This is a genomic window from Streptomyces sp. NPDC007025, assembly GCF_042869455.1.
Taxonomy (GTDB): Bacteria; Actinomycetota; Actinomycetes; order Streptomycetales; family Streptomycetaceae; genus Streptomyces.
This window is the reverse complement of sequence record NZ_JBIAFT010000002.1, coordinates 365280-386866: the sequence shown is the minus strand read 5'-3', so window position 1 is coordinate 386866 and position 21587 is coordinate 365280. Positions and strand designations below refer to the sequence as shown.

Annotated in this window: 19 protein-coding genes; 9 read left to right on the top strand and 10 right to left on the bottom strand. The window is 73.9% G+C overall.

What is annotated here, in order from left to right:
• Positions 1-192: 192 nt before the first annotated feature.
• Together ACFYMO_RS05365 and ACFYMO_RS05360 are read left to right on the top strand one after the other, a co-directional pair.
• Complete coding sequence (locus ACFYMO_RS05365) at positions 193-1104, top strand: hypothetical protein (protein ID WP_366769980.1); 912 nt, start codon at positions 193-195, stop codon at positions 1102-1104.
• Positions 1101-1961, top strand: coding sequence for an alpha-L-glutamate ligase (locus ACFYMO_RS05360; protein WP_366769981.1), 861 nt, complete (start codon positions 1101-1103; stop codon positions 1959-1961). Before ACFYMO_RS05365 ends, ACFYMO_RS05360 begins: the two co-directional genes overlap by 4 nt.
• A gap of 144 nt (positions 1962-2105) precedes the next feature.
• On the opposite strand, the gene ACFYMO_RS05355 is transcribed toward ACFYMO_RS05360, so the two are convergent.
• Positions 2106-2603 (bottom strand): nucleoside deaminase, encoded by a 498-nt coding sequence (locus tag ACFYMO_RS05355; RefSeq protein WP_366769982.1) that lies wholly within the window; start codon positions 2601-2603, stop codon positions 2106-2108.
• A gap of 82 nt (positions 2604-2685) precedes the next feature.
• Complete coding sequence (locus ACFYMO_RS05350; protein WP_366769983.1) at positions 2686-2973, bottom strand: hypothetical protein; 288 nt, start codon at positions 2971-2973, stop codon at positions 2686-2688.
• A gap of 92 nt (positions 2974-3065) precedes the next feature.
• Between ACFYMO_RS05350 and ACFYMO_RS05345 the strand changes: the two genes are divergently transcribed.
• Both ACFYMO_RS05345 and ACFYMO_RS05340 read left to right on the top strand, forming a co-directional pair.
• Positions 3066-4508, top strand: coding sequence for a cytosine permease (locus ACFYMO_RS05345; protein ID WP_366769984.1), 1443 nt, complete (start codon positions 3066-3068; stop codon positions 4506-4508).
• 221 nt (positions 4509-4729) lie between these two features.
• Positions 4730-5557, top strand: a complete 828-nt coding sequence (locus tag ACFYMO_RS05340) for an alpha/beta hydrolase (RefSeq protein WP_366769985.1) — start codon at positions 4730-4732, stop codon at positions 5555-5557.
• Between the two features lie 142 nt (positions 5558-5699).
• On the opposite strand, the gene ACFYMO_RS05335 is transcribed toward ACFYMO_RS05340, so the two are convergent.
• Positions 5700-6431 (bottom strand): hypothetical protein, encoded by a 732-nt coding sequence (locus ACFYMO_RS05335; protein ID WP_388544340.1) that lies wholly within the window; start codon positions 6429-6431, stop codon positions 5700-5702.
• Between the two features lie 176 nt (positions 6432-6607).
• Between ACFYMO_RS05335 and ACFYMO_RS05330 the strand changes: the two genes are divergently transcribed.
• On the top strand, positions 6608-7036 hold the full coding sequence (locus tag ACFYMO_RS05330; RefSeq protein ID WP_366770153.1) for a BlaI/MecI/CopY family transcriptional regulator: 429 nt from the start codon (positions 6608-6610) through the stop codon (positions 7034-7036).
• Between the two features lie 3 nt (positions 7037-7039).
• Positions 7040-7990: a M56 family metallopeptidase gene (locus tag ACFYMO_RS05325; protein WP_366769987.1), complete on the top strand. Its 951-nt coding sequence runs from the start codon at positions 7040-7042 to the stop codon at positions 7988-7990.
• Between the two features lie 90 nt (positions 7991-8080).
• Here ACFYMO_RS05325 and ACFYMO_RS05320 read toward each other — a convergent pair whose 3' ends face one another.
• The gene (locus tag ACFYMO_RS05320) at positions 8081-8722 is read right to left on the bottom strand and encodes a TetR/AcrR family transcriptional regulator (RefSeq protein ID WP_366769988.1); all 642 of its coding nucleotides are present in this window, start codon (positions 8720-8722) and stop codon (positions 8081-8083) included.
• Positions 8723-9189: 467 nt separating this feature from the next.
• Between ACFYMO_RS05320 and ACFYMO_RS05315 the strand changes: the two genes are divergently transcribed.
• Positions 9190-12087, top strand: coding sequence for a penicillin acylase family protein (locus ACFYMO_RS05315; RefSeq protein ID WP_366769989.1), 2898 nt, complete (start codon positions 9190-9192; stop codon positions 12085-12087).
• A 78-nt stretch (positions 12088-12165) separates the two neighbouring features.
• Here the strand turns inward: ACFYMO_RS05315 and ACFYMO_RS05310 are convergent, their stop codons facing one another.
• Positions 12166-12579 carry an organic hydroperoxide resistance protein gene (locus ACFYMO_RS05310; RefSeq protein ID WP_388544337.1) on the bottom strand — a complete coding sequence of 138 codons (414 nt, stop codon included), beginning with the start codon at positions 12577-12579 and terminating at the stop codon, positions 12166-12168.
• 121 nt (positions 12580-12700) lie between these two features.
• Between ACFYMO_RS05310 and ACFYMO_RS05305 the strand changes: the two genes are divergently transcribed.
• A complete protein-coding gene (locus ACFYMO_RS05305) occupies positions 12701-13222 on the top strand; it encodes a MarR family winged helix-turn-helix transcriptional regulator (protein WP_388544334.1) in 522 nt (173 codons plus the stop codon).
• Positions 13223-13272: 50 nt separating this feature from the next.
• Positions 13273-13602 (top strand): putative quinol monooxygenase, encoded by a 330-nt coding sequence (locus ACFYMO_RS05300; RefSeq protein ID WP_388544331.1) that lies wholly within the window; start codon positions 13273-13275, stop codon positions 13600-13602.
• 100 nt (positions 13603-13702) lie between these two features.
• On the opposite strand, the gene ACFYMO_RS05295 is transcribed toward ACFYMO_RS05300, so the two are convergent.
• From ACFYMO_RS05295 to ACFYMO_RS05275, 5 genes are all read right to left on the bottom strand, one after another.
• Positions 13703-15121 (bottom strand): glutamate decarboxylase, encoded by a 1419-nt coding sequence (locus ACFYMO_RS05295; protein WP_388544328.1) that lies wholly within the window; start codon positions 15119-15121, stop codon positions 13703-13705.
• Positions 15122-15342: 221 nt separating this feature from the next.
• A complete protein-coding gene (locus ACFYMO_RS05290; protein ID WP_388544325.1) occupies positions 15343-16857 on the bottom strand; it encodes a cryptochrome/photolyase family protein in 1515 nt (504 codons plus the stop codon).
• Positions 16858-16874: 17 nt separating this feature from the next.
• Positions 16875-18245: a cryptochrome/photolyase family protein gene (locus tag ACFYMO_RS05285; protein WP_388544322.1), complete on the bottom strand. Its 1371-nt coding sequence runs from the start codon at positions 18243-18245 to the stop codon at positions 16875-16877.
• A 225-nt stretch (positions 18246-18470) separates the two neighbouring features.
• Positions 18471-20840, bottom strand: coding sequence for a protein translocase subunit SecD (gene secD, locus ACFYMO_RS05280; protein WP_366769993.1), 2370 nt, complete (start codon positions 20838-20840; stop codon positions 18471-18473).
• A 314-nt stretch (positions 20841-21154) separates the two neighbouring features.
• Entirely contained in the window at positions 21155-21577 is a 423-nt protein-coding gene (locus ACFYMO_RS05275; protein ID WP_366769994.1) for a hypothetical protein, read from the bottom strand.
• Positions 21578-21587: the final 10 nt, after the last annotated feature.

Here is a 21587-nt window from a genome sequence, read left to right as displayed (position 1 = left end):
GCCGGGAGACCACGGTCGGTCACCCCGGCGTTCCCCGGCAGCCGCCACCGCGGGCGGCAGCAGCCCGCGGCGCAGCTCCCGGGGCGGTGACGGGCCGCCAGAAGGCGGGGCGGATCATGCAGTTGGATGGTCAGCAGGACGCCGGACGGTTCTTCCGGCATCCGGAGTTGCGCAGAGGGGCGGCGAAAGCTCATGAGGCTCTGTTTCCTGGTCGAGGAGCGGTACCGGGAGGACGGAATGCCGACGGCGGTCATCCGCCGGCTCAGGGCCTGGGGCCACTGTGTGGACGTGCTGCGGCCGGGCGTCTCGCTGATCCGGGTCTCGGAGGACATCCGGGCCGGCAGCCACGACGCCTGGGTCCTCAAGACCGTGCCGCACGGCCCCGGGCTGACGCTGCTGGAGGCCGCCGCCGCGGTGGGGCTCACCACGGTCAACGACGCGCGTGCGGTCCGCGGTGTCCGGGACAAGGCCCTCGCCGCGGCGGTGGGCCGCAGCCGCGGACTGCCGGTACCGGTCACCTACGCGGTGGCACGGCCGGAATCGCTGGGGGAGATCCCCGCTTCCGATTTCCCCCTGGTGGTCAAACCCGCCGACGGGAGCGCGGGCCGTGCCGTCCGGCTGGTGGCCTCGCCCGATCTGCTGCCGCCGCTGTGCGACGAGCTGGCCGGTGAAGGGCTGCTGATCGCCCAGCCGTACGTGCCCAACTCCGGTACGGACCTGAAGGTGTACTGCGTCGGCGGAGAGATGTTCGCCACCCAGCGCTGTTCACCGCTGCACCCCGAGCTGTCGGTAACCGAGCAGCAGGTGCCGCTGAGCGCGGAGGTGGCCGCTCTCGCCGCCGAGACGGGAAGCGTGTACGGACTCGACCTGTACGGCGTGGACGTGCTGCTCGGCCCCGAGGGCCCGGTCGTCGTCGACGTGAACGACTTCCCGAGTTTCCGGCAGGTGCCCGACGCGACGGCACGGGTGGCGCGGGCGATCCTCGCCCTGGCGCACGAGGGGAGCGCCAGGCCCCCGCAGGCGGTGCTGCCGACGCCGCCCGGGGGGACGTTCGGCCCGGAACCGGCCGCTTCGCAGGTCGCCGCGGTCGGTGACCTGCGGTGAGGGTCGCCCTGATCACCCCGCGGCCCGACCATCCGCTGCTGGCCGCCGCCACGGCCCTGCTGCGTCCCGACCACCAGGTGGAGGTGATCGACCCGACGACCGCGGAGGCCGCTCAGCAGTCCGCCGAACCGGAACGCCCGCTCGCCGACGTCTACCTGCTCAAGGCCCGCACCCCGCGCGCACTCGCCCTGGCTCACGCCCTGGAGCGGCACGGTGCGGTGGTGGTGAACTCCCCCGCGGCGACCGCACGATGCCAGGACCGGACGCGGATGGCCGAGTTCGCCCACCGGGCCGGGCTGCCGTTCGCGCCCAGCCGGACGGTGGGCGCGCTGCGGGAGCTGGCCGCACTGCCACCGAAGTACCCGGTCGTGGTCAAGAGCCGCTACAGCAGGCGCGGGGACCTCGTCGCCCGGGTCGACGATGCCCGGCAGATCCGTGCACTGTGCGGCACATGGGGCTCCGAGCCGGTCGTGGTGCAGCCGTTCGCGGCGAACGACGGCTGGGACCGCAAGCTCTGGGTGATCTCCGGGCGGCTCTTCGCGGGGCTGCGCCGCTCGGAGCTGGCCGAGGACGGCCGCGCGGGAACCGCGGGCCGCGAGCCGGCCGGGCCCCTCGCCCCCGGCGACGTGCCGCGCGCCTGGTACGACCTCGCACTGCGGACGGGCTCGGCCTTCGGCCTGGAGGTGTACGGACTCGACCTCGTCGAAGGCGACGGGGGCCCGCTGATCGTGGACGTCAACGCGTTCCCCGGGATCCGCGGCCAGGCGGAGGCGCCGCGCGCGCTGGCCGATCTCGTCCTGCGCAGGGGTGCCGCCGCCCGGGACACCTCTGCGGCCGGGTGCCGCCCCGGGCGGTGAGCGGCGGCGCCGGGCGCGTACGGCGGTGCCCCCGCGGCCGGAGGCAGGAACACCGGCCGCGCGCTCGGACCAGCGGCGAGCAACCGGGACGCGCCACTTCCGACCGGGCGTCGGCAGCCCCAGGGCGGCTCGCGGGACGGCTCGTCAGCCGGCGGCGCGCGGACCGGACCCCGTGTGCAGACGGTGGTGCAGAGCCCGTACCTCGTCGAGGAGTTCGGGCACCGGTCCTTCCACGACGGCGTCCGGCACCACCCGGGTGACCGGCAGGGCGGCGACCGGCGCGGCGGGGACGCCCCATGCCGCGAGCCAGTCGGCCAGTTGGGCACCGGAGGCCACATAGACGATCCGACCGAGGCCCACCCAACCGTGGGCGGCGGCGCACATGGCGCAGTGCTCGCCCGAGGTGTAGACGGTGGCCGCGGCCCGCTCCTCGGGGGTCAGGTGCTCCGCGGCCCAGCGGGCGAGGGCGAACTCGGGGTGCCGGGTGCGGTCGCCGGAGGCGACCTGGTTGCGGCCCTCTCCCAGCACGATGCCGTCTCCCCCGACCAGTACGGAGCCGAAGGGCTCGTCGCCCGCTTCCAGTGACTCCGCCGCCAGGTCCACGCAGCGCCGCAGGTGCCGAAGGTCGATGTCGTTCGTCACGCGGCCACCTTAGCGATCGTTCCGGCTCGCCGGGCTCGGCAGGAGCATGCCGGGTGCGGTCCGCGCTCGCGGGGCGCGGAGGCTACGGCGTCCCGGTGAGGCGCAGCCGGGTGCGCGGTGGAGCCGAGGAGGGCAGACGGTCGATGATCTCGGCGAGCGAGGTCGTGGCCAGACTGCGCCGCCAGGCCTCGTGGGCTTCGGCCATCTTCTCGGCGAGGATGCAGGGGCTCCGGCACTCCTCGCCGGGCTGCCCGGCGAGCGGCTGTCGGCCCCGTTCGAGCAGGCGGATCCGCAGCGCGGCCACTCCGGAGCAGGGCGCCCGGTGCGAAGCGGTCGGCCACAGGATTCCCGCCGATGTATTGACGTCCATTCACTCTCCCCCCAGCATGAATACACCCATGCAGAACCGGCCGGACGACTGCCGGAAGAGCTGTCCGGACCGGTGGAGGAAAGGTGCGGCCGATGGCGGGAGTGGTGGAGCGGCGTTCGATCGACGTCGTCCCGGACGCGGAGCGACACGGCAGGGCATTCAGCCAGTTCACCCTCTGGCTGGGTGCCAATCTCCAGATCACCGCCGTGGTGACCGGCGCCCTCGCCGTCGTCTTCGGGGCACCGGCCTTCTGGGCGGTGACCGGTCTGCTGCTGGGCAACCTGCTCGGCGGGGCGGTCATGGCGCTGCACTCCGCGCAGGGGCCGCGGCTGGGACTGCCGCAGATGATCTCCAGCCGGGCCCAGTTCGGCGTACGGGGCGCGGTGGTGCCGCTGGCCCTGGTCGTCGTGATGTACATCGGGTTCTTCGCCAGCGGAAGCGTGCTGGCTGGGCAGGCCGTCGGCGAGCTGACACACCTCGGCGAAACCCCGGGCATCGTGCTGTTCGCCACCGTCACCGCCGTGGCCGCAGCCGTCGGATACCGGATCATCCACGCGCTGGGCAGGGTGGCGAGCCTGGTGTGCGCCCTGGCCTTCGTCCTTCTCGGCGCCCGGCTGCTGGAGCGCGCGGACCTGTCCGGACTGCTGGCCGAGCGGGAGTTCTCCCTCCCCCTCTTCCTGCTGGCCGTCTCGCTCTCCGCCTCCTGGCAGCTGGCCTTCGGCCCGTACGTCGCCGACTACTCGCGCTATCTGCCGCGTTCGACCTCGGCACGCGCCACGTTCTGGTGGACGCTGGGCGGTTCGGTGCTCGGCTCCCAGTGGTCCATGACCTTCGGCGCCCTGGCCGCCGCGGCGGCCGGTCCGGCGTTCGTCGGGCACGAGGTGAGCTATCTCGTGGGACTGGGCGGCGCCGGACTCATGGCCTCGCTGCTCTACTTCGTCATCGCGCTGGGAAAGCTGACCATCAACGTCCTCAACACCTACGGCGGATTCATGTCGATGGTGACCGGCGTCAGCGGCTTCCGGGGGCAGCGCGAGCTGGGGCCGCGGGCCCGGGCCGGGTACATCGCCGTCATCATGGCCGCCGGCACCGCGGTGGCGCTGGCCGGGAAGGACAGCTTCCTGACCTCCTTCAAGGACTTCCTGCTCTTCCTGCTCACCGCGTTCACGCCGTGGTCGGCCATCAACCTCGTCGACTACTACCTGATCGCCAGGGAGCGCTACGACCTGCCGGCGCTCAGCGACCCGCAGGGGCGGTACGGCGCGTGGCGCTGGAGGGCCCTCACCGTCTACGGCGTCGGCCTCTGCGTGCAGTTCCCGTTCCTCGCCACGCACTTCTACACCGGACCGCTGGTGGATCCGCTCGGCGGCGCGGACATCTCCTGGCTGGTGGGACTCGCCGCGCCCGCTGCCCTGTACTGGCTGCTGTGCCGCAACGACACGGCCCACATCCCGGAGCGGACCGTCCTGACACCGCCCGGCGACGCCGCCCCCGCGCCGGAGGCCGCACCGGTGGCCGCACAGCCGCCCGGGTGAGGACCGCCGGGCCGGGAAGACGCTCCGGAGGCAGCCGGCCCGGAGCGCGTCCCGGGCTTCCCGGCAGCGCCCCGCACCTCTCCGCGGCCGGCGGACCCGGTGGTCAGCCGGGGGGCGAAGGATTCGGATTGCGGATCTGCCCGCCGGAGCGGAGCATGGGGAGGGGGCGGGCGCCGTCCCGGCCCGCGGGGGGATCCAGCTGCCCGTGAGAGGAACGCGCCATGCCCGTAATCACCACACGCGACGACGTCGAGATCTTCTACAAGGACTGGGGACGGGGACGGCCGGTGGTCTTCATCCACGGCTGGCCGCTGGCCGGGGACGCCTGGCAGGACCAGCTCAAGGCGGTGGCGGACGCGGGCTACCGCGGCATCGCGCACGACCGCCGCGGCCACGGGCACTCCACCCCGGTGTGGGACGGATACGACTTCGACACCTTCGCCGACGACCTCGACGACCTGGTCACCGGCCTGGACCTGCGCGAGGTCACGCTCGTGGCGCACTCGATGGGCGGCGGCGAACTGGCCCGCTACATCGGCCGGCACGGCACCTCCCGGATCCGCTCGGCGGTCCTGCTCTCGGCCGTCCCACCGGTGATGATCAAGTCGGCCGACAACCCGGAGGGAGTGCCCGACGAGGTCTTCCAGCAGATCAAGAACGGAATCCTCACCGAGCGTTCGCAGTTCTGGAAGGACACCTCCGAGCAGTTCTTCTCCGCCGACCGGCCGGGCACCCGAGCCACGCAGGGCAATCGGGACGCCTTCTGGTACATGGCGATGGCGGAGACGGTCGAGGGCGGCGTGCGGTGTGTGGACGCGTTCGCCTACACCGACTTCACCGAGGACCTGAAGCGGTTCGACGTACCGACCCTCGTCGTCCACGGCGACGACGACCAGGTGGTCCCGATCGACGCCACCGGCCGGAAGTCCGCGAAGATCGTGCCGGACGCGGAGCTGAAGGTGTACGAAGGCGGCAGCCACGGCCTGGCCCTGGTACCGGGCCACAAGGAGAGGTTCAACGCGGACCTGCTCGACTTCCTCCAGCGCTGAGCGCGGACCTGCTCGGCTTCCTCCGACGCCGAGCAGCGGGACCCGCCGGACGGGTCCGCAGCGGCCGCCCCGGTTCCGCCGGGGCGGCCGCTGCGTTCCGGCGATCCGCACGCGGCCCGGCCTCGCCTCGCCCTGCACCGCCTCACCGTGCGGCGTCGGGCCCGCCGAATCCGGGGCTGTCGAATCCGGGGGGCGAGAAGCGGGGACCGGCACCCGGGGGACCGGCCCCCTCGGAGCCGGCGGGGGCGTCGGGTGCCGCGGCGTCGAGCAGGCGGTGGTGGAGGTAGGGCAGCACCGCCCGCTCCAGCAGCGCCGCGCGCCAGGCCGCACGTGCCGCTTCCTCGGCGGCGGGCCGACGGGCCGGCCCGGAGCGCCTGCGTGCGGTGACGGCGAGGCGGCCGAGGCCCAGCGAAGCCGTCACCGCCGCGACTCCCGCTCCGGCCCAGCCGGTCACCACCAGCGAGGCACCTGCGGCCTGTTGCACGCCGACGAACATCAGGAGATAGCCGAGGACGAGGAAGATCAGCGCTGCCGCGCCCGCGGTCAGGGGGACGAGAACGGCGAGCGCGGCCACCAGGTCGCCGCCCGGCCCCGCGGCGGCGCGGGGGGCCGCGTCCGACACCGCTTCCGGCGAGTCACCCACCGTCCGGGCCCGGCACCATGCGCGGTACTCGGCCGCCGCATGCGCCCAGAGGTCCTCCACCGCCTCGTGCGCCCAGCCCCGCAGCCGCTCCGCAGCCGCCGGGGGCGCACCCCGCAGCGCCTCGCCGAGCGCCCCGGACCGCAGGGCCTCCTCCACCACCCGCGCGTACTCGGCCCGTTCCTCGGGTCCGATGGGGGAACCCGTCTTTCCCGCGATCGGCGGCGCTCCCATTACTCTTCCTCTCGAAGTACCGACGGTGACCACGAAAATCTACAGACGTGTAGAAGATACTGGGTGAGCGGCACCACGGCCACACCGCTGCCCGGAGAGCGGATCCGTGCGGCAACTCCCCGGCAGGACCCGCGGGGAGCAGCGGAAGGAGCGACACGTTGGTCGGCACAGACGGCATGGACAGCACCGACGGCACGGCGCGGGAGCCGGGGCGCCGGCGCGGGCAGGGCGAACTGGAGGCCGTCGTCCTGGAAGCCCTGCACGGCGCCGGCGAACCGGTCACCGCCGCCTGGGTGCGGGAGCGGCTGGGCGGCGACCTGGCGTACACCACGGTGGTCACCATCCTCACCCGGCTCCTGGCCAAACAGGCGGTCACCCGGCGGAAGTCCGGCCGCTCGTTCCTGTGGTCCCCGGCGGCCGACCCGGCGGGACTGGCGGCCAACCGCATGCGGCAGGTGCTCGACGGGCAGAGCGACCGCGGAACCGTGCTCACCCGCTTCGTCTCCGGGCTGTCCGACGACGACGAGCGGCTGCTGCGCCGCCTGCTGCGCCGCACCACCGGCGACGGGACCCGCACCCGCGGCGCGGAACCCGAGGGCGAGTGACCCGTGGGGTTCTTCGTCCTGCTCCCGCTGGTGCTGCCGGTGACCTCCTGGCCAGCCGCCCGGCTCGCCGAGCGGCATCTGCACCCGCGGGCGGCGACGCGGCTGCTCACCTGGCTCGGCGTGCTGCTGGCGCTGTGCAGCACCGTCTGCCTGGGGCTGCTGGTCGTGGTCGGAACGGCCCAGCTTCCGGGGAACCCGCTGCCCGACGCCTGGTCCGACCCCGAGGTGCGGGCCGCGGTGCCCTACGACGAAGCACTGGGCCAGGTGTCGATCCCCGCGCTCGGGCTGCTGCTCGCGGCCGGCACGGCCATCCTGGTACGGCACGGACGCACCAGGCGGCGCGCGAGGCGGGCACTCCGGGGGCTGCGCCGCTCACCCGTCGCGGTCCTCCCGGACAGCGCCCCCTACGCCTTCGCGCTGCCGGGCGGGCGCGGCAGCCGGGCGCGCATCGTCGTCTCCACCGGGATGCTGGAGGCGCTGGAGCCGGCCGAGCGGCGCGCCCTCTTCGCCCACGAGCGCGCACACCTGACGGCCCGCCATTCCCGCACCCTGCTGCTGGCCGAACTCGCGGGAGCCGCCCACCCCTTCCTCCGCCCGCTGCGCGCCGCCGTCGCCTTCGGCGTGGAGCGCTGGGCGGACGAGGAAGCCGCACAGGAGGTCGGCGACCGGGTGCTGACCGCCCGTGCCGTCGGCAAGGCCGGCCTCCTCGCGCGGCGCAGCCCGGCCCCGACGGTGCCCGCCGCCGCGGGCGGCGGCCCCGTGCCCAGGCGGGTACGGGCGCTGCTGGCCCCCGCGCCGGCCGCCGGACTGCTGCCCCCGCGCGGGACGGCCTCCGGACTCGTCGCCGGGCTGGCCGCCTGGTTCGCCGCCGCCGGAGCCGCCACCTCCGCCCTCTCCTCGGCGAACGCCGCCATCGCGCTGGCCGTCATCCTGCACGCGGCCACTCCGCTGTGAGTGACACCGGCACGCGCCCGTCGTCGGCGGAGCCCGGTGGCGGCCGGGCCCGGCCGCGGGACGGGCTCCGCGGCCGGCCGCCGCCCCGGATCAGCCCGCCACCGCGCTCCCGCCGGCGGCGCGCTCCTCGGCGGCTGCCCTGGGCCGCACCTGGCCGACCACGTGCTCGGCGAGGGTGTCCAGGACGGCGGCGGCCTCCTGTCCACCGCCCAGTACCAGGTAGTTGAGCGTGAGCCCGTCGATCACCGAGGTCAGATAGCGCACCAGGGTCTCGGCCGGGATCAGGAGCACGAGGTCGCGCTCCCTGCACAGATGGTCGATGAGCTGCCGGTTGGCGGCGGCGTACTGCTCGTACTGGCGCTCGGCCAGATACTCGAATCCTGGTCGGCGCAGCGCGTACTGGGTCAACTCGTAGGTGAGCATGTGCTCGGCGGGATGGGCGCGCACATGGTCCCAGTACGTGTGCAGCGCGGCGCCGACGCTCTCGCGCAGGTCGCCGCCCGGCCGGAGGCGCTCGGCGACCGGCGTCACCGAGTGCGCGGTGATGGTGTGCATGACGTCCTCGACCAGCGCCTGCTTGGAGTCGAAGCAGTAGTGGAAGACGCTGAGCGAGACCCCGGCCTCCGCGCAGATGGAACGGGTGGTCGCCTTCGCGACACCGTCCCGGGTCATCACGCGGATCGCCGCCTCCACCAGCTGCCTGCGCCGTTCCGCCGACGGCAACCGTCCCATGGTCCCCTCCTCCTGAGGCCGGGCCCGGACCCGTGGAGAGCCTCTCGTCCGGATCGTTCCGGGCCCGCGTTCCCGGCACGCCCGCGCGCGGGTCCGCGCACCGTACCCCGCTCCCCGGTCCGAGGCGCGCTCGCTGCTCCCGGCGCCGTGCCCGGCCCGGCGACGGGTCCCGGCGGCATCCGCGCCGCGGTGAAGTCTCCGTGGCCCCGGCGCGGAGGACCGGCCATGGGCGGGCGCGGTGGGCGCCGAAGCGGCGCGAACCTGTCGGGTTTGACGTGCTCGCGACGTATTCGCGCGGAGCGGGAGCGGACAGAGCACGACGTGAGGATCCGCCAGACCCCGCTCCAGTTCAAGCGTCCGGGACGATTGACCTGATATTCCGGCGGCTGCATCCTTCCGGTCATGGGACGCGGGCGGCCCGGCCGCGGCCGGCCCCGTCGAGCAGCGATCGCCTGAGGGGGCGTCAGATGCGAAAACGGTGGACCGGTCTGGTCACGGCAGCGTGCCTGGTGGTGACCGCGGCACCCTCGCTCGCGGTCGCCGCTCCGGCTGCCCCGGCGCCGCACGAACGGACCGCCGCGGCGTCCGGGGAGGTGACCGACTACTGCCGGGGGCAGTGCCACGACATCCTGCCGCCGGGCGAGAACGGCTCGGCCACCGCGGCCCAGATCATCCTGAACAAGATCACCGGCGCCAAACCGAAGCACACCGACGACCAGTTGGGCCCGTACGCCGACCTGGTGGACGAGTACGCCGGGCTGACCAACGGCAAGCTCAGCACCTTCTTCAACGACGCCTCCTTCGGCGTCCCCGACGACCAGGTCGAGAGCCGGAAGCGGCCGGGCGGCCGCGACGACGTCACCATCACCCGCGACAAGTCCGGAATCCCGCACATCAAGGGGACGACCAGGTTCGGCACCGAGTACGGCGCCGGATACGCGGCGGGCCAGGACCGGCTGTGGATGATGGATGTCTTCCGGCACATCGGCCGCGGCGAGCTGACCTCCTTCGCCGGCGGCGCCGAGGGCAACCGGCAGCTGGAGCAGCAGTTCTACCTGGGCGGCGCCTACCGGGAGAGCGAACTGGCGGCGCAGGTGGACCGGGTGCGCGCCTCGGGGCCCCGGGGCGAGCAGGCATACAAGGACGTCACCGCCTACCTCAAGGGGCTCAACCGGTACATCAGCGACGCGAAGAAGGGGCTGTACTTCCCCGGCGAGTACGACCTGACCGGCAACGCCGACATCTTCACCGGCGACGGGATCGAACCGTTCGAGGCGACCGACCTGGTCGCCATCGGCACCGTCATCAGCGCGCTGTTCGGCTCGGGGGGCGGCAACCAGGTCGCCGCCGCACTGGTCAAACAGGCGGCCGAGCACAAGTACGGAAAGGAGGAGGGGGAGAAGGTCTACCGGGCCTTCCGCATGCAGAACGACCCCGAGGCCGACCTCACTCTCCACGACGGCCAGCGGTTCGACTACGCGGCCTCCCCGGAGAACCCCCGCGCGGTGGCCATGCCCGACCCGGGTTCGGTGAGCAGGCAGCAGGTGGTCTACGACCCCACCGGCTCGGCCGCCGACGGGCAGGCGACGAAGCGGAAGTCCGGTACAAACGCGGCGGGCACCGGCGCGGCGGCCGAGTCGGCGCGGGAGCGGTCGGCCACCTCCGACGCCAACCTCCGGCACAAGCCGGAACTCGCCCAGGCCGAGGGCGCGATGTCGGACGGCGTGCTGCCGAAGGACCTCTTCGCCCGCAAGCACGGCATGTCGAATGCCCTGGTGGTGTCCGGCAAGCACACCGACACCGGCAACCCGGTGGCCGTGTTCGGGCCGCAGACCGGCTACTTCGCGCCACAGCTGCTGATGCTCCAGGAAATCCAGGGGCCCGGGCTCAGCGCCCGCGGCGCGGCCTTCGCCGGACTCAACCTGTACGTGCAGCTCGGCCGGGGGCAGGACTACGCCTGGAGCGCCACCTCGGCGAACCAGAACATGACCGACACCTACGCCGTGGACCTGTGCAACACCGACGGCAGCCCGGCGACGAAGGAATCCAGCGGGTACCTGTTCCACGGCACCTGCACTCCGATGGAGAAGCTCGTCCGCAAGAACGCCTGGAGCCCGACCGTCGCCGACGGCACCAAGGCCGGCTCCTACAAGCTGGTGGCGCATCGGACGGCGTACGGGGTGGTCCGCTACCGGGCCACGATCGACGGCGACCCCGTCGCGTACACCACGCTGCGCTCCACCTACCGGCACGAGGTGGAGACGCTGATCGGCTTCCAGATGTTCAACGACCCGGAGGCGGTGACCGGCCCCGAGAGTTTCCAGGAGGCCGCGTCCAGGATCGGCTACACGTTCAACTGGTTCTACGCCGACGCCCGGCACACCGCCTACTACAACTCCGGCCTCAACCCGACCCGCAGCCCGGGTGTGGACCCCAACCTGCCCATCAGGGCCGGTGAGGGCACCGAGTGGCGGGACTGGGACCCGGAGACCAACACCGTGCCCAACACGCCGGACGCGGAGCATCCGCAGGACATCGACCAGGATTACTACGAGTCCTGGAACAACAAGATCGCCAAGGGCTACACGGTGGCGGGTTTCGGCGACGGCCCCGTCTACCGCAGCAATCTGCTCGACCGCCGGATCAAGTCCCTGATCGGCGACGGCGGGAAGGTCTCGCGGGCCTCGCTGACCCGCGCCATGGAGGACGCCGCGGTCACCGACCTGCGCGGCGAGGCGGTGCTTCCCGAACTGCTGGAGGTCATCGGGACCGAGAAGGTCACCGACCCGGAACTGAAGGAGGCCGTCGACGGCCTGCGCGGCTGGCTGGAGGACGGGGCGCAGCGCAAGGAGACCGGGCCCGGCACCCGGACCTACGCGCACGCCGACGCGATCCGGACGATGGACGCCTGGTGGCCACTGCTGGTCGAGGGCGAGTTCCGCCCCGGACTGGGTTCTGATCTCTACGGTGCGCTGACGGACGCCCTGCAGATCGACGAGACGCCCTCCACCCCGGGCGACGGGGTGGCGCACAAGGGCTCGTCCTTCCAGCACGGCTGGTGGTCCTACGTGGACAAGGACCTGCGCAAGGTACTCGGCGAGCAGGTGCCGGGGGCCGCACCGAAGACGTTCTGCGGCGCGGGCGACCCGGCGCAGTGCCGGCACGTCCTGCTGAGCACCCTGGAGGAGGCCGCGCGCACCCCGGCGAAGAGCACATATCCGGGGGACGACGTGTGCGAGGCGGGCGACCAGTGGTGCGCCGACTCCATCCAGCAGCGCCCCCTGGGGGGCATCACCGACGACCTGACCAACTGGCAGAACCGCCCGACCTACCAGCAGGTGGTGCAGTTCCCGGCCCACCGGTGAGGTGACCGGGGAGGCGGAAGCGAGGGGGCACCGGCCCGGCCGGTGCCCCCTCGCCGGTGTGCGCGCCCGGCGGCACGGTCACTCGATGACCAGTTCCACCGGGATGTTGCCCCGGGTGGCGTTGGAGTAGGGGCAGACCTGGTGCGCCTGCTCGACCAGCGCGCGGCCCGTCTCGCGGTCGAGGCCGTCGGGAAGCTCGATCCGGAGCGTGACGGCGAGCGCGAAGCCCTCGCCCTGCTTCCCGATGCTGACCTCGCCGGTGACGGCGGCCTCGGAGACATCGGCCTGCGCCTGGCGGCCGACGACGCCCAGGGCGCCGGCGAAGCACGCGGCGTATCCGGCGGCGAAGAGCTGCTCGGGGTTGGTGCCCTGGCCGTCGCCGCCCATCTCCCGCGGCGGGGCGAGCTGGAGGTCCAGCCGGCCGTCCGAGGCGACGGCACGCCCCTCCCGGCCGTGGGTGGCGGTGGCGACTGCGGTGTAGAGCGCGTCCATGGAAAGACCATCCCTCTCGACGGTGTACGGCGGTGCGGCCGCTCCGGCCACCCGCGAGCATAATCGAAGCACACAATTAAATTGTGCACAACTTAAATCCTCGGGCCGGTAAGCTGGGGCCATGAACCAGGTGCCGACACCCCCGGACGCGGTGGAGGAGGACTTCCTCCGGCTGGACCGCCAGCTCTGCTTCTCCCTCAACGCCGCCTCCCGCGCGTTCGGCAGCGTCTACCGGGTCCTGCTCAGGGAGCTCGGCCTCACCTACCCGCAGTACCTGGTGATGCTCGTGCTCTGGGAGCACGACGAGATCTCGGTGCGGGACCTGGGCGCGCGCCTGCGGCTCGACTCCGGCACCCTCTCCCCTCTCCTCAAGCGGTTGGAGGCGGCCGGACTCGTCCGGCGCGAGCGCTCCGCACAGGACGAGCGCTCGGTCCGGGTGCACCTCACCGAGGACGGCGGGCAGCTGCGCGAGCGCGCCCTGCGCGTCCCGCGCCGGATCGCCGCGGCAGCGGGCTTCGACGCGGCGGAGGCAGCCGAGCTGCGCACCCGCCTCGACCGGCTCACCCGGGCCCTGGACGCGGCCGCCGAGGACGAGGCGGCCCTGCTGGAGGACGCGTCCGGCGCCCGCCCGGCCGCGGGCTGAGGCCGCGGCCCGGCTGGCGCGGAGCCGTCCGCACTCGGCATCATGAGTACATGATCTTCATCGCCGTACGCTTCACCGTCCGCCCCGAGTACACCGAGGAGTGGCTCTCGCTGGTGGGCCCCTTCACCGAGGCCACCCGCGCCGAGCCGGGCAACCTCTTCTTCGACTGGTCCCGCGACGTCGAGGAGCCCCGCCGGTTCACGCTGCTGGAAGCCTTCGCCGACGACGCGGCCGCAGCCGCGCACGTCGGGTCCGACCACTTCGCGGCCGGGCTGGAGACGATGTCCGCGGCGATCTCCCGGACACCCGAGATCATCAATGTCACCGTTCCCGACCAGCAGGACTGGGGCGCCATGGCGGAGCTGGCACCCAGGCCGTGACGCGCCGTGTCCCGGCCCCCGCGGGGGCCGGGACCGTGGGCACGAGCCGGTGCGGCGCGCGGACCGCAGACGGCACGGCGGGGCGTGCCGCCCCGCCGGATCAGTGGTGGAAGCCGGTCGCCTTCTGCTCGTCGCGCTCCAAGGGCCCCGGCTGCCGTCGCAGCTCGGGCAGGGCCCCGTCCAGCGAGTCGAGCAGCAGGTCCGCCAGGTCGGCGGTGAAACCGTTGCGGCAGACCACGCGCAGCACCGAGAGGTCCTGCCGGTTCGCCGGGAAGGTGTAGGCGGGCACCAGCCAGCCGTGCTCGCGCAGCCGCCGGGAGACGTCGAAGACGTTGTAGGCGGTGACGCCGGACGCCGTGGTGAAGGCGAACACCGGCAACTGGTCGCCCCACGTGAGCATCCGGAAGTCGCCGAGCGCGGCGATCCGCTCGGCCAGGCTGCGGGCCACGTCCCGGGCGGCCTGCTGCACCGCGCGGAAGCCGGTCCGGCCCAGCCGGAGGAAGGTGTAGTACTGCGCCGCGACCTGCGCGCCGGGCCGCGAGAAGTTCAGCGCGAACGTGGGCATCTCGCCCCCGAGGTAGTTGACCCGGAAGACCAGTTCCTCGGGAAGGCTCTCCGCGTCGCGCCACAGAGCCCAGCCCACCCCGGGGTACACCAGCCCGTACTTGTGCCCCGAGGTGTTGATGGAGGCCACCCGCTCCAGCCGGAAGTCCCACACCAGCCCGGGGTCGAGAAACGGCGCGACCATGGCGCCGGACGCCCCGTCGACGTGCACGGGCACGTCGAGCCCGGTCCGCTCCTGCAGCGCGTCCAGCGCCACGCAGAGATCCTCGACGGGTTCGTAGGAGCCGTCGAAGGTGGAGCCCAGGATGCCCACGACCCCGATGGTGTTCTCGTCGCAGAGTTCAGCGGCGCGCTGCGGGTCGAGGTGGAAGCGCTCCCCCTCCATGGGCACCACGCGCGGCTCCACCTCCCAGAAGTTGCAGAACTTCTCCCAGCACACCTGCACGTTCACGCCCATGACGAGGTTGGGCCGGGCGCCGGTGCGGAACCGGTCGGCGTTGCGCCGGGTCCAGCGGCGCTTGAGGGCCAGCCCGGCCAGCATGCAGGCCTCGCTGGACCCGGTCGTGGAGCAGCCCACCGCACGCTGCGGGTCCGGGGCGTGCCACAGGTCGGCGAGCATCGCCACGCAGCGGCGCTCCAGCTCGGCCGTGCGCGGGTACTCGTCCTTGTCGATCATGTTCTTGGCGCTGCACTCGGCCATCAGCGCCTCGGCCCGCGGCTCCATCCAGGTGGTGACGAAGGTCGCCAGGTTCAGCCGGGCGTTGCCGTCCAGCATCAGCTCGTCGCGCACCAGTTCGTAGGTGGTCTCGGACGGCATCGGCCCGTCGGGCAGCCGGTCCACCGGAGGCACCGTCTCCATCGCCTCGGCGGGGTCGGCCACCGCGTGGAAAGGGTTGACCGACAGCGTCCCGCGCCGCGGGTCGGCACGGCCATCCGCACCATGGTGGACAGCCACAGGACTCCCTTCGCCGGACGCCAGTGGAGGGGAAGACGGACCGGCCGGGTTCGCCTGCCAGTCCGTATTCGAGCGCACGCGGAGGCCCGATTTCCAGCACTCCGGGCGTGTCGGCGCCGGGAAGCTCCGAGTGGTCGAGGAGATGCGACCGGCACGGCCCAGCACGCGCCCCGCGCCGGCCGGGACATGCCGCTCGTCCGGGGCGCGGGTGGCAGCGGTCCTCAGGGAGCCCGGTCCCCTCGCTCCTTCTCCTGCTCCAGCAGCGCGTCCAGATCCCGGAGCCGCTCCAGTCCGCGGACCGGCTGCGCCATCCGCGCGTTGTGCGCGAACGCCTCCCGGTGCCGGTGCAGGAAGAACCAGTACCCGGCGGTGTAGGGGCAGGCGCGGTCGCCCACCCGCACGTCGGGCCGGTAGGCACAGCCCCCGCACAGATCACTCATCCGGTTCAGGTAGGCGCCGCCCGAGGTGTAGGGCTTGGTGGTCATCCGGCCGCCGTCCGCGTACTGCGACATTCCCACGACGTTGGGCAGCATGACCCAGTCGTAGCCGTCGACGAAGCTGCGGTGGAACCAGTCGGTGACCGCGGCCGGGTCCCAGCCGCGCTGGAGCGCGTAGGAGCCCAGCACCATCAGCCGGGGGATGTGGTGGGTCCAGCCGGCGTCGCGGACCTGGGCCAGCACCGTGTGCAGGCAGCGGGCCTCCACGGCGTCCGCGTCCAGTGCCATGAACCACTCGGGCAGCGGGGCCCGGTGCCGCAGCCGGTTGGCCCGCCGGTAGTCCTCGCCGAAGTACCAGTACAGCTGCCAGACGTACTCGCGCCAGCCGCAGATCTGCCGGACGAACCCCTCCACGCTGTTGAGCGGGGCCTCCCCGGCGCGGTGGGCCCGCTCCGCCCGCTCCAGCACCTCCCAGGGGTCCAGCAGCCCGAGGTTGAGCGAGGAGGACAGCAGACTGTGGCTGAGCACCGGATCGGCCGCGAGCATGGCGTCCTCGTACGGCCCGAAGGTGGGCAGCCGGTCCGCGAGGAAGCGGCGCAGCGCGGCGAGCGCCTCGCGGCGGGTGGCGGGGAAGCGGCGCGGACCGTCGCGGCCGACGAACCGTACCTCCCCCGCGCGCTCCCAGGTGTCGAGGTCGTGGCGCACCTCGTCGTCGATCTCGTCCTCGCGGGGCCGGTAGGGCGCCGGCACCGGAAGCGTCGCACGGTCCCCGGGCGGGGGTTCGCGGTTGTCGCTGTCCAGGTTCCAGCGGCCGCCCAGCGGCTGGTCGCCGTCCATCAGCAGGTCATGGTCGCGGCGGACCCACCGGTAGAAGCCCTCCTGGCGCAGCCGGGCACCCGCGTGCCCGTCCGCCCAGGCGCGGAAGGAGCCCTGGTCGACCAGGAAGCCGCGGGCGGGCAGGACGGTGACCTGCGGCAGGCCCTGCACCAGCCCGAGCGCGGCGCGCGAGGTGGGGTGGTGGACCGTGGCGCTCCGGTCGCCCAGCGCGGTCCGCAGCCCCTCGCGGTAGGTCTCGGCGCGCACATAGGTGACCCGGTCGCCGAGTTCGGCGGCGCGGTGGCGCATCGCGGACAGCAGCAGGTGCGCCTTGGCCCGGTGGAAGGGCCGGCGCCGGAACACCGCCCGCGACTCGATCATGACCAGCGGCGCGTTCCCGGCGGGGCCGTCCGGGCCGGGGGTCAGGAAGTGCGGGCCGAGCTGGTCGCCGAAGAGCCAGTGGGCGCGGGGAGAGGTGGTCACGGGGGATCAGCTCCGGTTCACTTGCCGCGCGCTCGCAGGAAGCGGCCGGAAGCCGCGGGGAGGTCGGCGATCCGCTCGGGATAGTCCAGAGCCGCCCGCTGCCGATCGTCCAGTTTCCACGGTTCGTGGATCGTACGGCCGGGGAGCTGCGCCAGTTCCGGTACCCAGCGGCGTACGTAGTCGCCTCGGGGGTCGTACTTCTTCGCCTGGGTGATCGGGTTGAGGACGCGGTTGGGGCGGGTGTCGGTGCCGGTGCCTGCCACCCACTGCCAGTTCATCTGGTTGTTGGCCATGTCCCCGTCCACCAGCAGGTCGAGGAAGTGCCGGGCGCCGACGCGCCAGTCGATGTACAGGGTCTTGGTGAGGAAGCTGCCGACCAGCAGGCGGCCCCGGTTGTGCATCCAGCCCTCGTGGCGGAGTTGGCGCAGGGCGGCGTCGATCACCGGGAACCCGGTGGCGCCCTGCTTCCAGGCGTCGACCTCCTCCGGTGCCTCCTCCGCGGTGCGCCAGCGGTCCTGATGCGAGCGGTACTCGGCGTGCCCGGACCGCGGCCGGGCGCAGAGGACCTGGTGGTGGAAGTCCCGCCAGGCGAGCTGCCGCACGAACGCGTCGGCGCCGGGGCCGCCCCTCTCCCGGGCCCTGGCGACGAGTTCGACGGGTGAGAGGGTGCCGAAGTGCAGGTGCGGGGACAGCCGAGAGGTGGCGTCTGCGGCCAGGTCGTCGTGCTGTTCCTCGTAGGAGTCCATGCCGGAGCGGCGCCAGTCGGTGAACCGCTTGCGGCCCGCGGTCTCGCCGCCCGCCGGGACGCCGGGCGAGACCTCCCGCACCGCTGCCCGGGTGGGGATCTCCTCCCCGCGGACGTCCTCGGTCCCGGGAACGCGCCGGGGCGCGCCCACCACGTCACGCTGGTGGTCCTTCTCCCAGCGCCGGAAGTACGGTGTGAAGACCGCCATGTGGTCCTTCCCGGTGGGTGTGATCTCCCCCGGGGCCACCGCCGTGATCACCCGGTCGTGCACCCGCAGCCGCCGGCCCGCCGGCTCCAGGGCCGCGGCCAGCCGCTCCTCCCGCCGGCCGGCGTAGGCGCTGACGTCGGCGGACATGTGGACCTCGGCGGCACCGGCCTCGTGCGCGACCCGGCACACCTGCTCGACGACGTCCCCGCTGCGCACCACGAGGCGGGAGCCCCGCTCCCGCAACTGCCGGTCGAGGTCGGCCAGGCAGTCCGCGAGGAACGCGCGCCGGTTGGGCACGGCGTACCCGGCGGCGCTGATGGCGTCGTCCCGGACAAAGAGCGGGACCACCGCGTCGCCGGCGGCGAGGGCTTCCCGCAGCGGCGGGTTGTCGCGCAGGCGGAGGTCGCGGGTGAAGAGCACGACGGAGACGGCCATGTACTGCTCCTGTATCGGTGGTGGGGCCGGGTCTCCGCGGGACACGGGCCGGGCGGCGGCCGGCGGCCCGCGGAGACCCGGCGGCCCAGCATCTCGCGCCGCCGGTCGGGCTGTTGACAGGCGGCCCGCGTGTCGGCTCTTTGTCCCCGGGGCCCGGTACCTGATACCCCCCGGCCGCCGGGCGGGGCCGACGGCGCTCGCCGGGTGCCCCGCCCGGCGGGCCGGCTACACGACGGCGCCCGAGTCCTTCCCGGCGCGCCGCCGCTCCGGCACCGCCCGCCGCGGTTCCGGACGCCACCGCTCCAGCACCGCGGCCAGCGGTGCGGCCGTCAGCGCCGTGGACACCATCCCGAGCACCACACCGGCCAGCAGCGCCACCGAGAAGTCGGTCAGCGAGTCACCGCCCAGCAGCGCCAGCGCGACGAGGATGAACAGCGCCCCCATACCGGTGTTCACGGTGCGCGGCAGGGTGCGCAGCACGGCGGCGTCGGCCAGGTCGGGCAGCGGCCGGGAGCGGTCGGCGCGGCGCATGGAGCGGAGCCGGTCGAGGACGACCACGGTGTCGTTGACCGAGTATCCGACGACGGTCAGCAGCGCGGCGAGGAAGACGCTGTCGACCGGTTTGCCGAGCCAGGCGAACAGGCCGACGACCAGCAGCACGTCCTGCACCATCGCGACGACCGCGGCGGTGGCCAGCGTCCAGCGGAACCTGACGCTCAGGTACAGCAGTTGGGCGCCGACAGCGAGGGCCAGCGCCAACAGCGCCTTGTCCCGCAGTTCGGTGCCGAGGCTGGGGCCGACCGTCTCGTCCCGCTCGACCGTGATCCGGCCGCCGGCCTCGCGCAGCTCCTGCTGAATACGTGCGCTCCCGCCCTCGCCGAGCGCTTCGGTGCGCACCGAGACGCCGCCGTCGCCCGCCTCCTGCACCACGGCGCGCGGGAAGCCGGCGTCCGCCACGGCCTGCCGTGCGGTGTCGGCGTCGACGGGCCGTGCGGTGCTGTACTCGATCAGGCGGCCCCCGGTGAACTCCACGCCGAACTCGAGTCCGCGCAGTCCGATCCCGGCGAGGGCTGCCAGGACCAGTCCGCCCATCACGCTCAGCCACAGGCCTGGGCGGCGCGCCAGCCGCGGCCCGCGAGAGGCCAGCCGGCCGCGCAGCCGCGAGCGGCCCGCGAGACCGGTGATCCCGGGGTGCCGCCGCACGCCGCGGCGCCGCACGGCCCACTCGGCGAGCACCCGCGTGACGACCATCGCGGAGACCATCGAGGCCAGCACGCCGAGCGAGAGCGTCACGCCGAAGCCCTTGACCGGCCCGGTCGCGAAGACGAGCAACAGCCCGGCGGCCAGCAGTGTGGTGACGTTGGAGTCGATGACGGCGCTGTACGCCTGCCGGAAGCCGATCCGCAGTGCCCGCGGCAGATCCCGCCCGGGGCGGCCCTTGTCGGGCCGCGGGGCGGGGCGGCCGTAGTCCTCCCGGGCGCGTTCGAAGACCAGGACGTTGGCGTCGACCGCCATGCCGATGGCGAGGACGAATCCGGCCAGTCCCGGCAGCGTCAGCGTGGCTCCGAGAGCGACGAGTGCCGCGTACGAGAGCAGGCCGTACACCACGAGGGCGAGGGTGGCCAGCCCGCCCAGCAGACGGTAGACGACGGTGAGGAACAGCCCCGTGCACACCAGCCCGACGACCGCTGCCTGAGCGCTCGCCCGGATGGCGTCGGCGCCCAGCGTGGGACCCACCGTCCGCTGCTCGACCACCTCGACGGGGACGGGCAGCGCGCCGCCCTTGACGAGTGCCGCCAGGTCCTTGGCCTCCTCGTCGTCGAAGCCGCCGGTGATCTGCGTGGAGCCGCCGGTGATCCCGGTGCGGCAGGGGACGCTGTGCTGGATATGCGGTGCGGAGACCACACGGTCGTCCAGCACGATGGCCACCCGGCGCTGCGGGGCGTCCGGAGCCCGGCAGGCGGCCCGACCGGTCAGCTCCGCCCACCGGTCGGAGGCACCGTCGCGGAAGTCGACGGTCACGTTCCAGCCGCTGCCCTGCACGGTGTCGAACCGCGCCGCGGCATCCCGCACGCCCTCACCGGTCAGCGCCGCCGGCCCCAGGCGGAGGAAGGCGCCCGCGGCGTCCGGGTCGGGCAGGGTCCTGGCGCCGCCGGGTTCCTGTCCGGTGCGTTCCCCGGCGGCCGCGCGTCGGTCGGTGACCTGCTCGACCGGGTGGAAGGTCAGCTGGGCGGTGCGGCCGATCACCTCGGCCGCCTCCCGGGGGTCCTGCACCCCGGGCAGTTCCACGACGATCCGGTTCTCCCCCGCCCGGGACAGCGAGGGCTCGGCGACACCCAGCGCATCGACGCGCTTGCGCAGGACCTCCAGCGCACGGTCGGTGGCGGCCCCGTCGGCGCGCACGCCGGGACCGTCCCGCGTCTGGAGGACGAGATGGGTGCCGCCCTTGAGGTCCAGCCCCAGCCGGGGCGGGGTGCTCAGGGCGAAGAAGAGCGAGACTCCTACGGCGACGCAGGCCAGCAACGCGCGCCACAGCGGCGCGCGGGACCGGCGCTGGGCACCGGCGGCAGAGGTACGGCGAGGCGTACGGGACACGACCACTCCAGGCTGAAGAGGTACCGCGCGCTGCGCGGTAAACGGGGCAGTCGGCCGCCCGCTCGCGCCCCGGAGCCGCCTCGGGGACGACGCCGGTGGAACGCGCCGCGGGGCGCCCGGGGCACGGCATCCGCGCGCGGTCGGGCGTGCGGGGTGCCGGACGGGCAGGCGCGGCGGTAGGGGGCGCGGCATCGGCCCGCCGGGGCAGGAAGCGCGGGGTCCTCACCCGGTGGGGTGGCGCGCGGCCGGGCGCTCCCGTCGCGAGGAGCACCGGCGCCGCGGCCCGGGGCGCGGAGGGGAACCAGCCGACTCGGTCAGACGTCGAGCGGCCCGGCGGGCGGGCCCCGGCTGGTGCGCGGGTGGTACCAGGAGGGCGGCGGCGCGCGCTCCTGTACGGGACGGCCGGCGGGACCGCCGGGCAGTGGGACGGCCGCCGCGGCCGGAACGGCGGTCGGCAGCGCGGGCGGATGGGCCGGGTGCCCGGACAACCGGGCCTCGTGCGGGGCGTCGGCCGTGGCGTCGTGCGCCACCGGCCCGGAACGGGATTCGGGGCGGAAGGCGGGTGTGTGCGCGCCGTGATGCGCTCCCCGGTCCGCTGTCACCACGGCGGCGGCCGGTGCCCCGCCCGGTCCGGGGGCAGCCGTGGCGGTACCCGGCACCAGCAGCAGAGCGCCCCATACCAGGGCGAGGAGGACGGACGCCGTACGACGGGACCGTGCCCGCGCGCTGCGCTGCATCGTCCCTCCC

What these genes read in the sequence shown, in the direction of transcription:
- ACFYMO_RS05315 (WP_366769989.1), top strand. Translation starts at nt 9,190, where the DNA reads ATGCGAAAACGGTGGACCGGTCTGGTCACGGCAGCGTGCCTGGTGGTG.
- ACFYMO_RS05305 (WP_388544334.1), top strand. Translation starts at nt 12,701, where the DNA reads ATGAACCAGGTGCCGACACCCCCGGACGCGGTGGAGGAGGACTTCCTC.
- ACFYMO_RS05300 (WP_388544331.1), top strand. Translation starts at nt 13,273, where the DNA reads ATGATCTTCATCGCCGTACGCTTCACCGTCCGCCCCGAGTACACCGAG.
- ACFYMO_RS05340 (WP_366769985.1), top strand. Translation starts at nt 4,730, where the DNA reads ATGCCCGTAATCACCACACGCGACGACGTCGAGATCTTCTACAAGGAC.
- ACFYMO_RS05275 (WP_366769994.1), bottom strand. Translation starts at nt 21,577, where the DNA reads ATGCAGCGCAGCGCGCGGGCACGGTCCCGTCGTACGGCGTCCGTCCTC.
- ACFYMO_RS05310 (WP_388544337.1), bottom strand. Translation starts at nt 12,579, where the DNA reads ATGGACGCGCTCTACACCGCAGTCGCCACCGCCACCCACGGCCGGGAG.
- ACFYMO_RS05365 (WP_366769980.1), top strand. Translation starts at nt 193, where the DNA reads ATGAGGCTCTGTTTCCTGGTCGAGGAGCGGTACCGGGAGGACGGAATG.
- ACFYMO_RS05285 (WP_388544322.1), bottom strand. Translation starts at nt 18,245, where the DNA reads ATGGCCGTCTCCGTCGTGCTCTTCACCCGCGACCTCCGCCTGCGCGAC.
- ACFYMO_RS05350 (WP_366769983.1), bottom strand. Translation starts at nt 2,973, where the DNA reads ATGGACGTCAATACATCGGCGGGAATCCTGTGGCCGACCGCTTCGCAC.
- ACFYMO_RS05330 (WP_366770153.1), top strand. Translation starts at nt 6,608, where the DNA reads ATGGACAGCACCGACGGCACGGCGCGGGAGCCGGGGCGCCGGCGCGGG.
- ACFYMO_RS05345 (WP_366769984.1), top strand. Translation starts at nt 3,066, where the DNA reads ATGGCGGGAGTGGTGGAGCGGCGTTCGATCGACGTCGTCCCGGACGCG.
- ACFYMO_RS05320 (WP_366769988.1), bottom strand. Translation starts at nt 8,722, where the DNA reads ATGGGACGGTTGCCGTCGGCGGAACGGCGCAGGCAGCTGGTGGAGGCG.
- ACFYMO_RS05335 (WP_388544340.1), bottom strand. Translation starts at nt 6,431, where the DNA reads ATGGGAGCGCCGCCGATCGCGGGAAAGACGGGTTCCCCCATCGGACCC.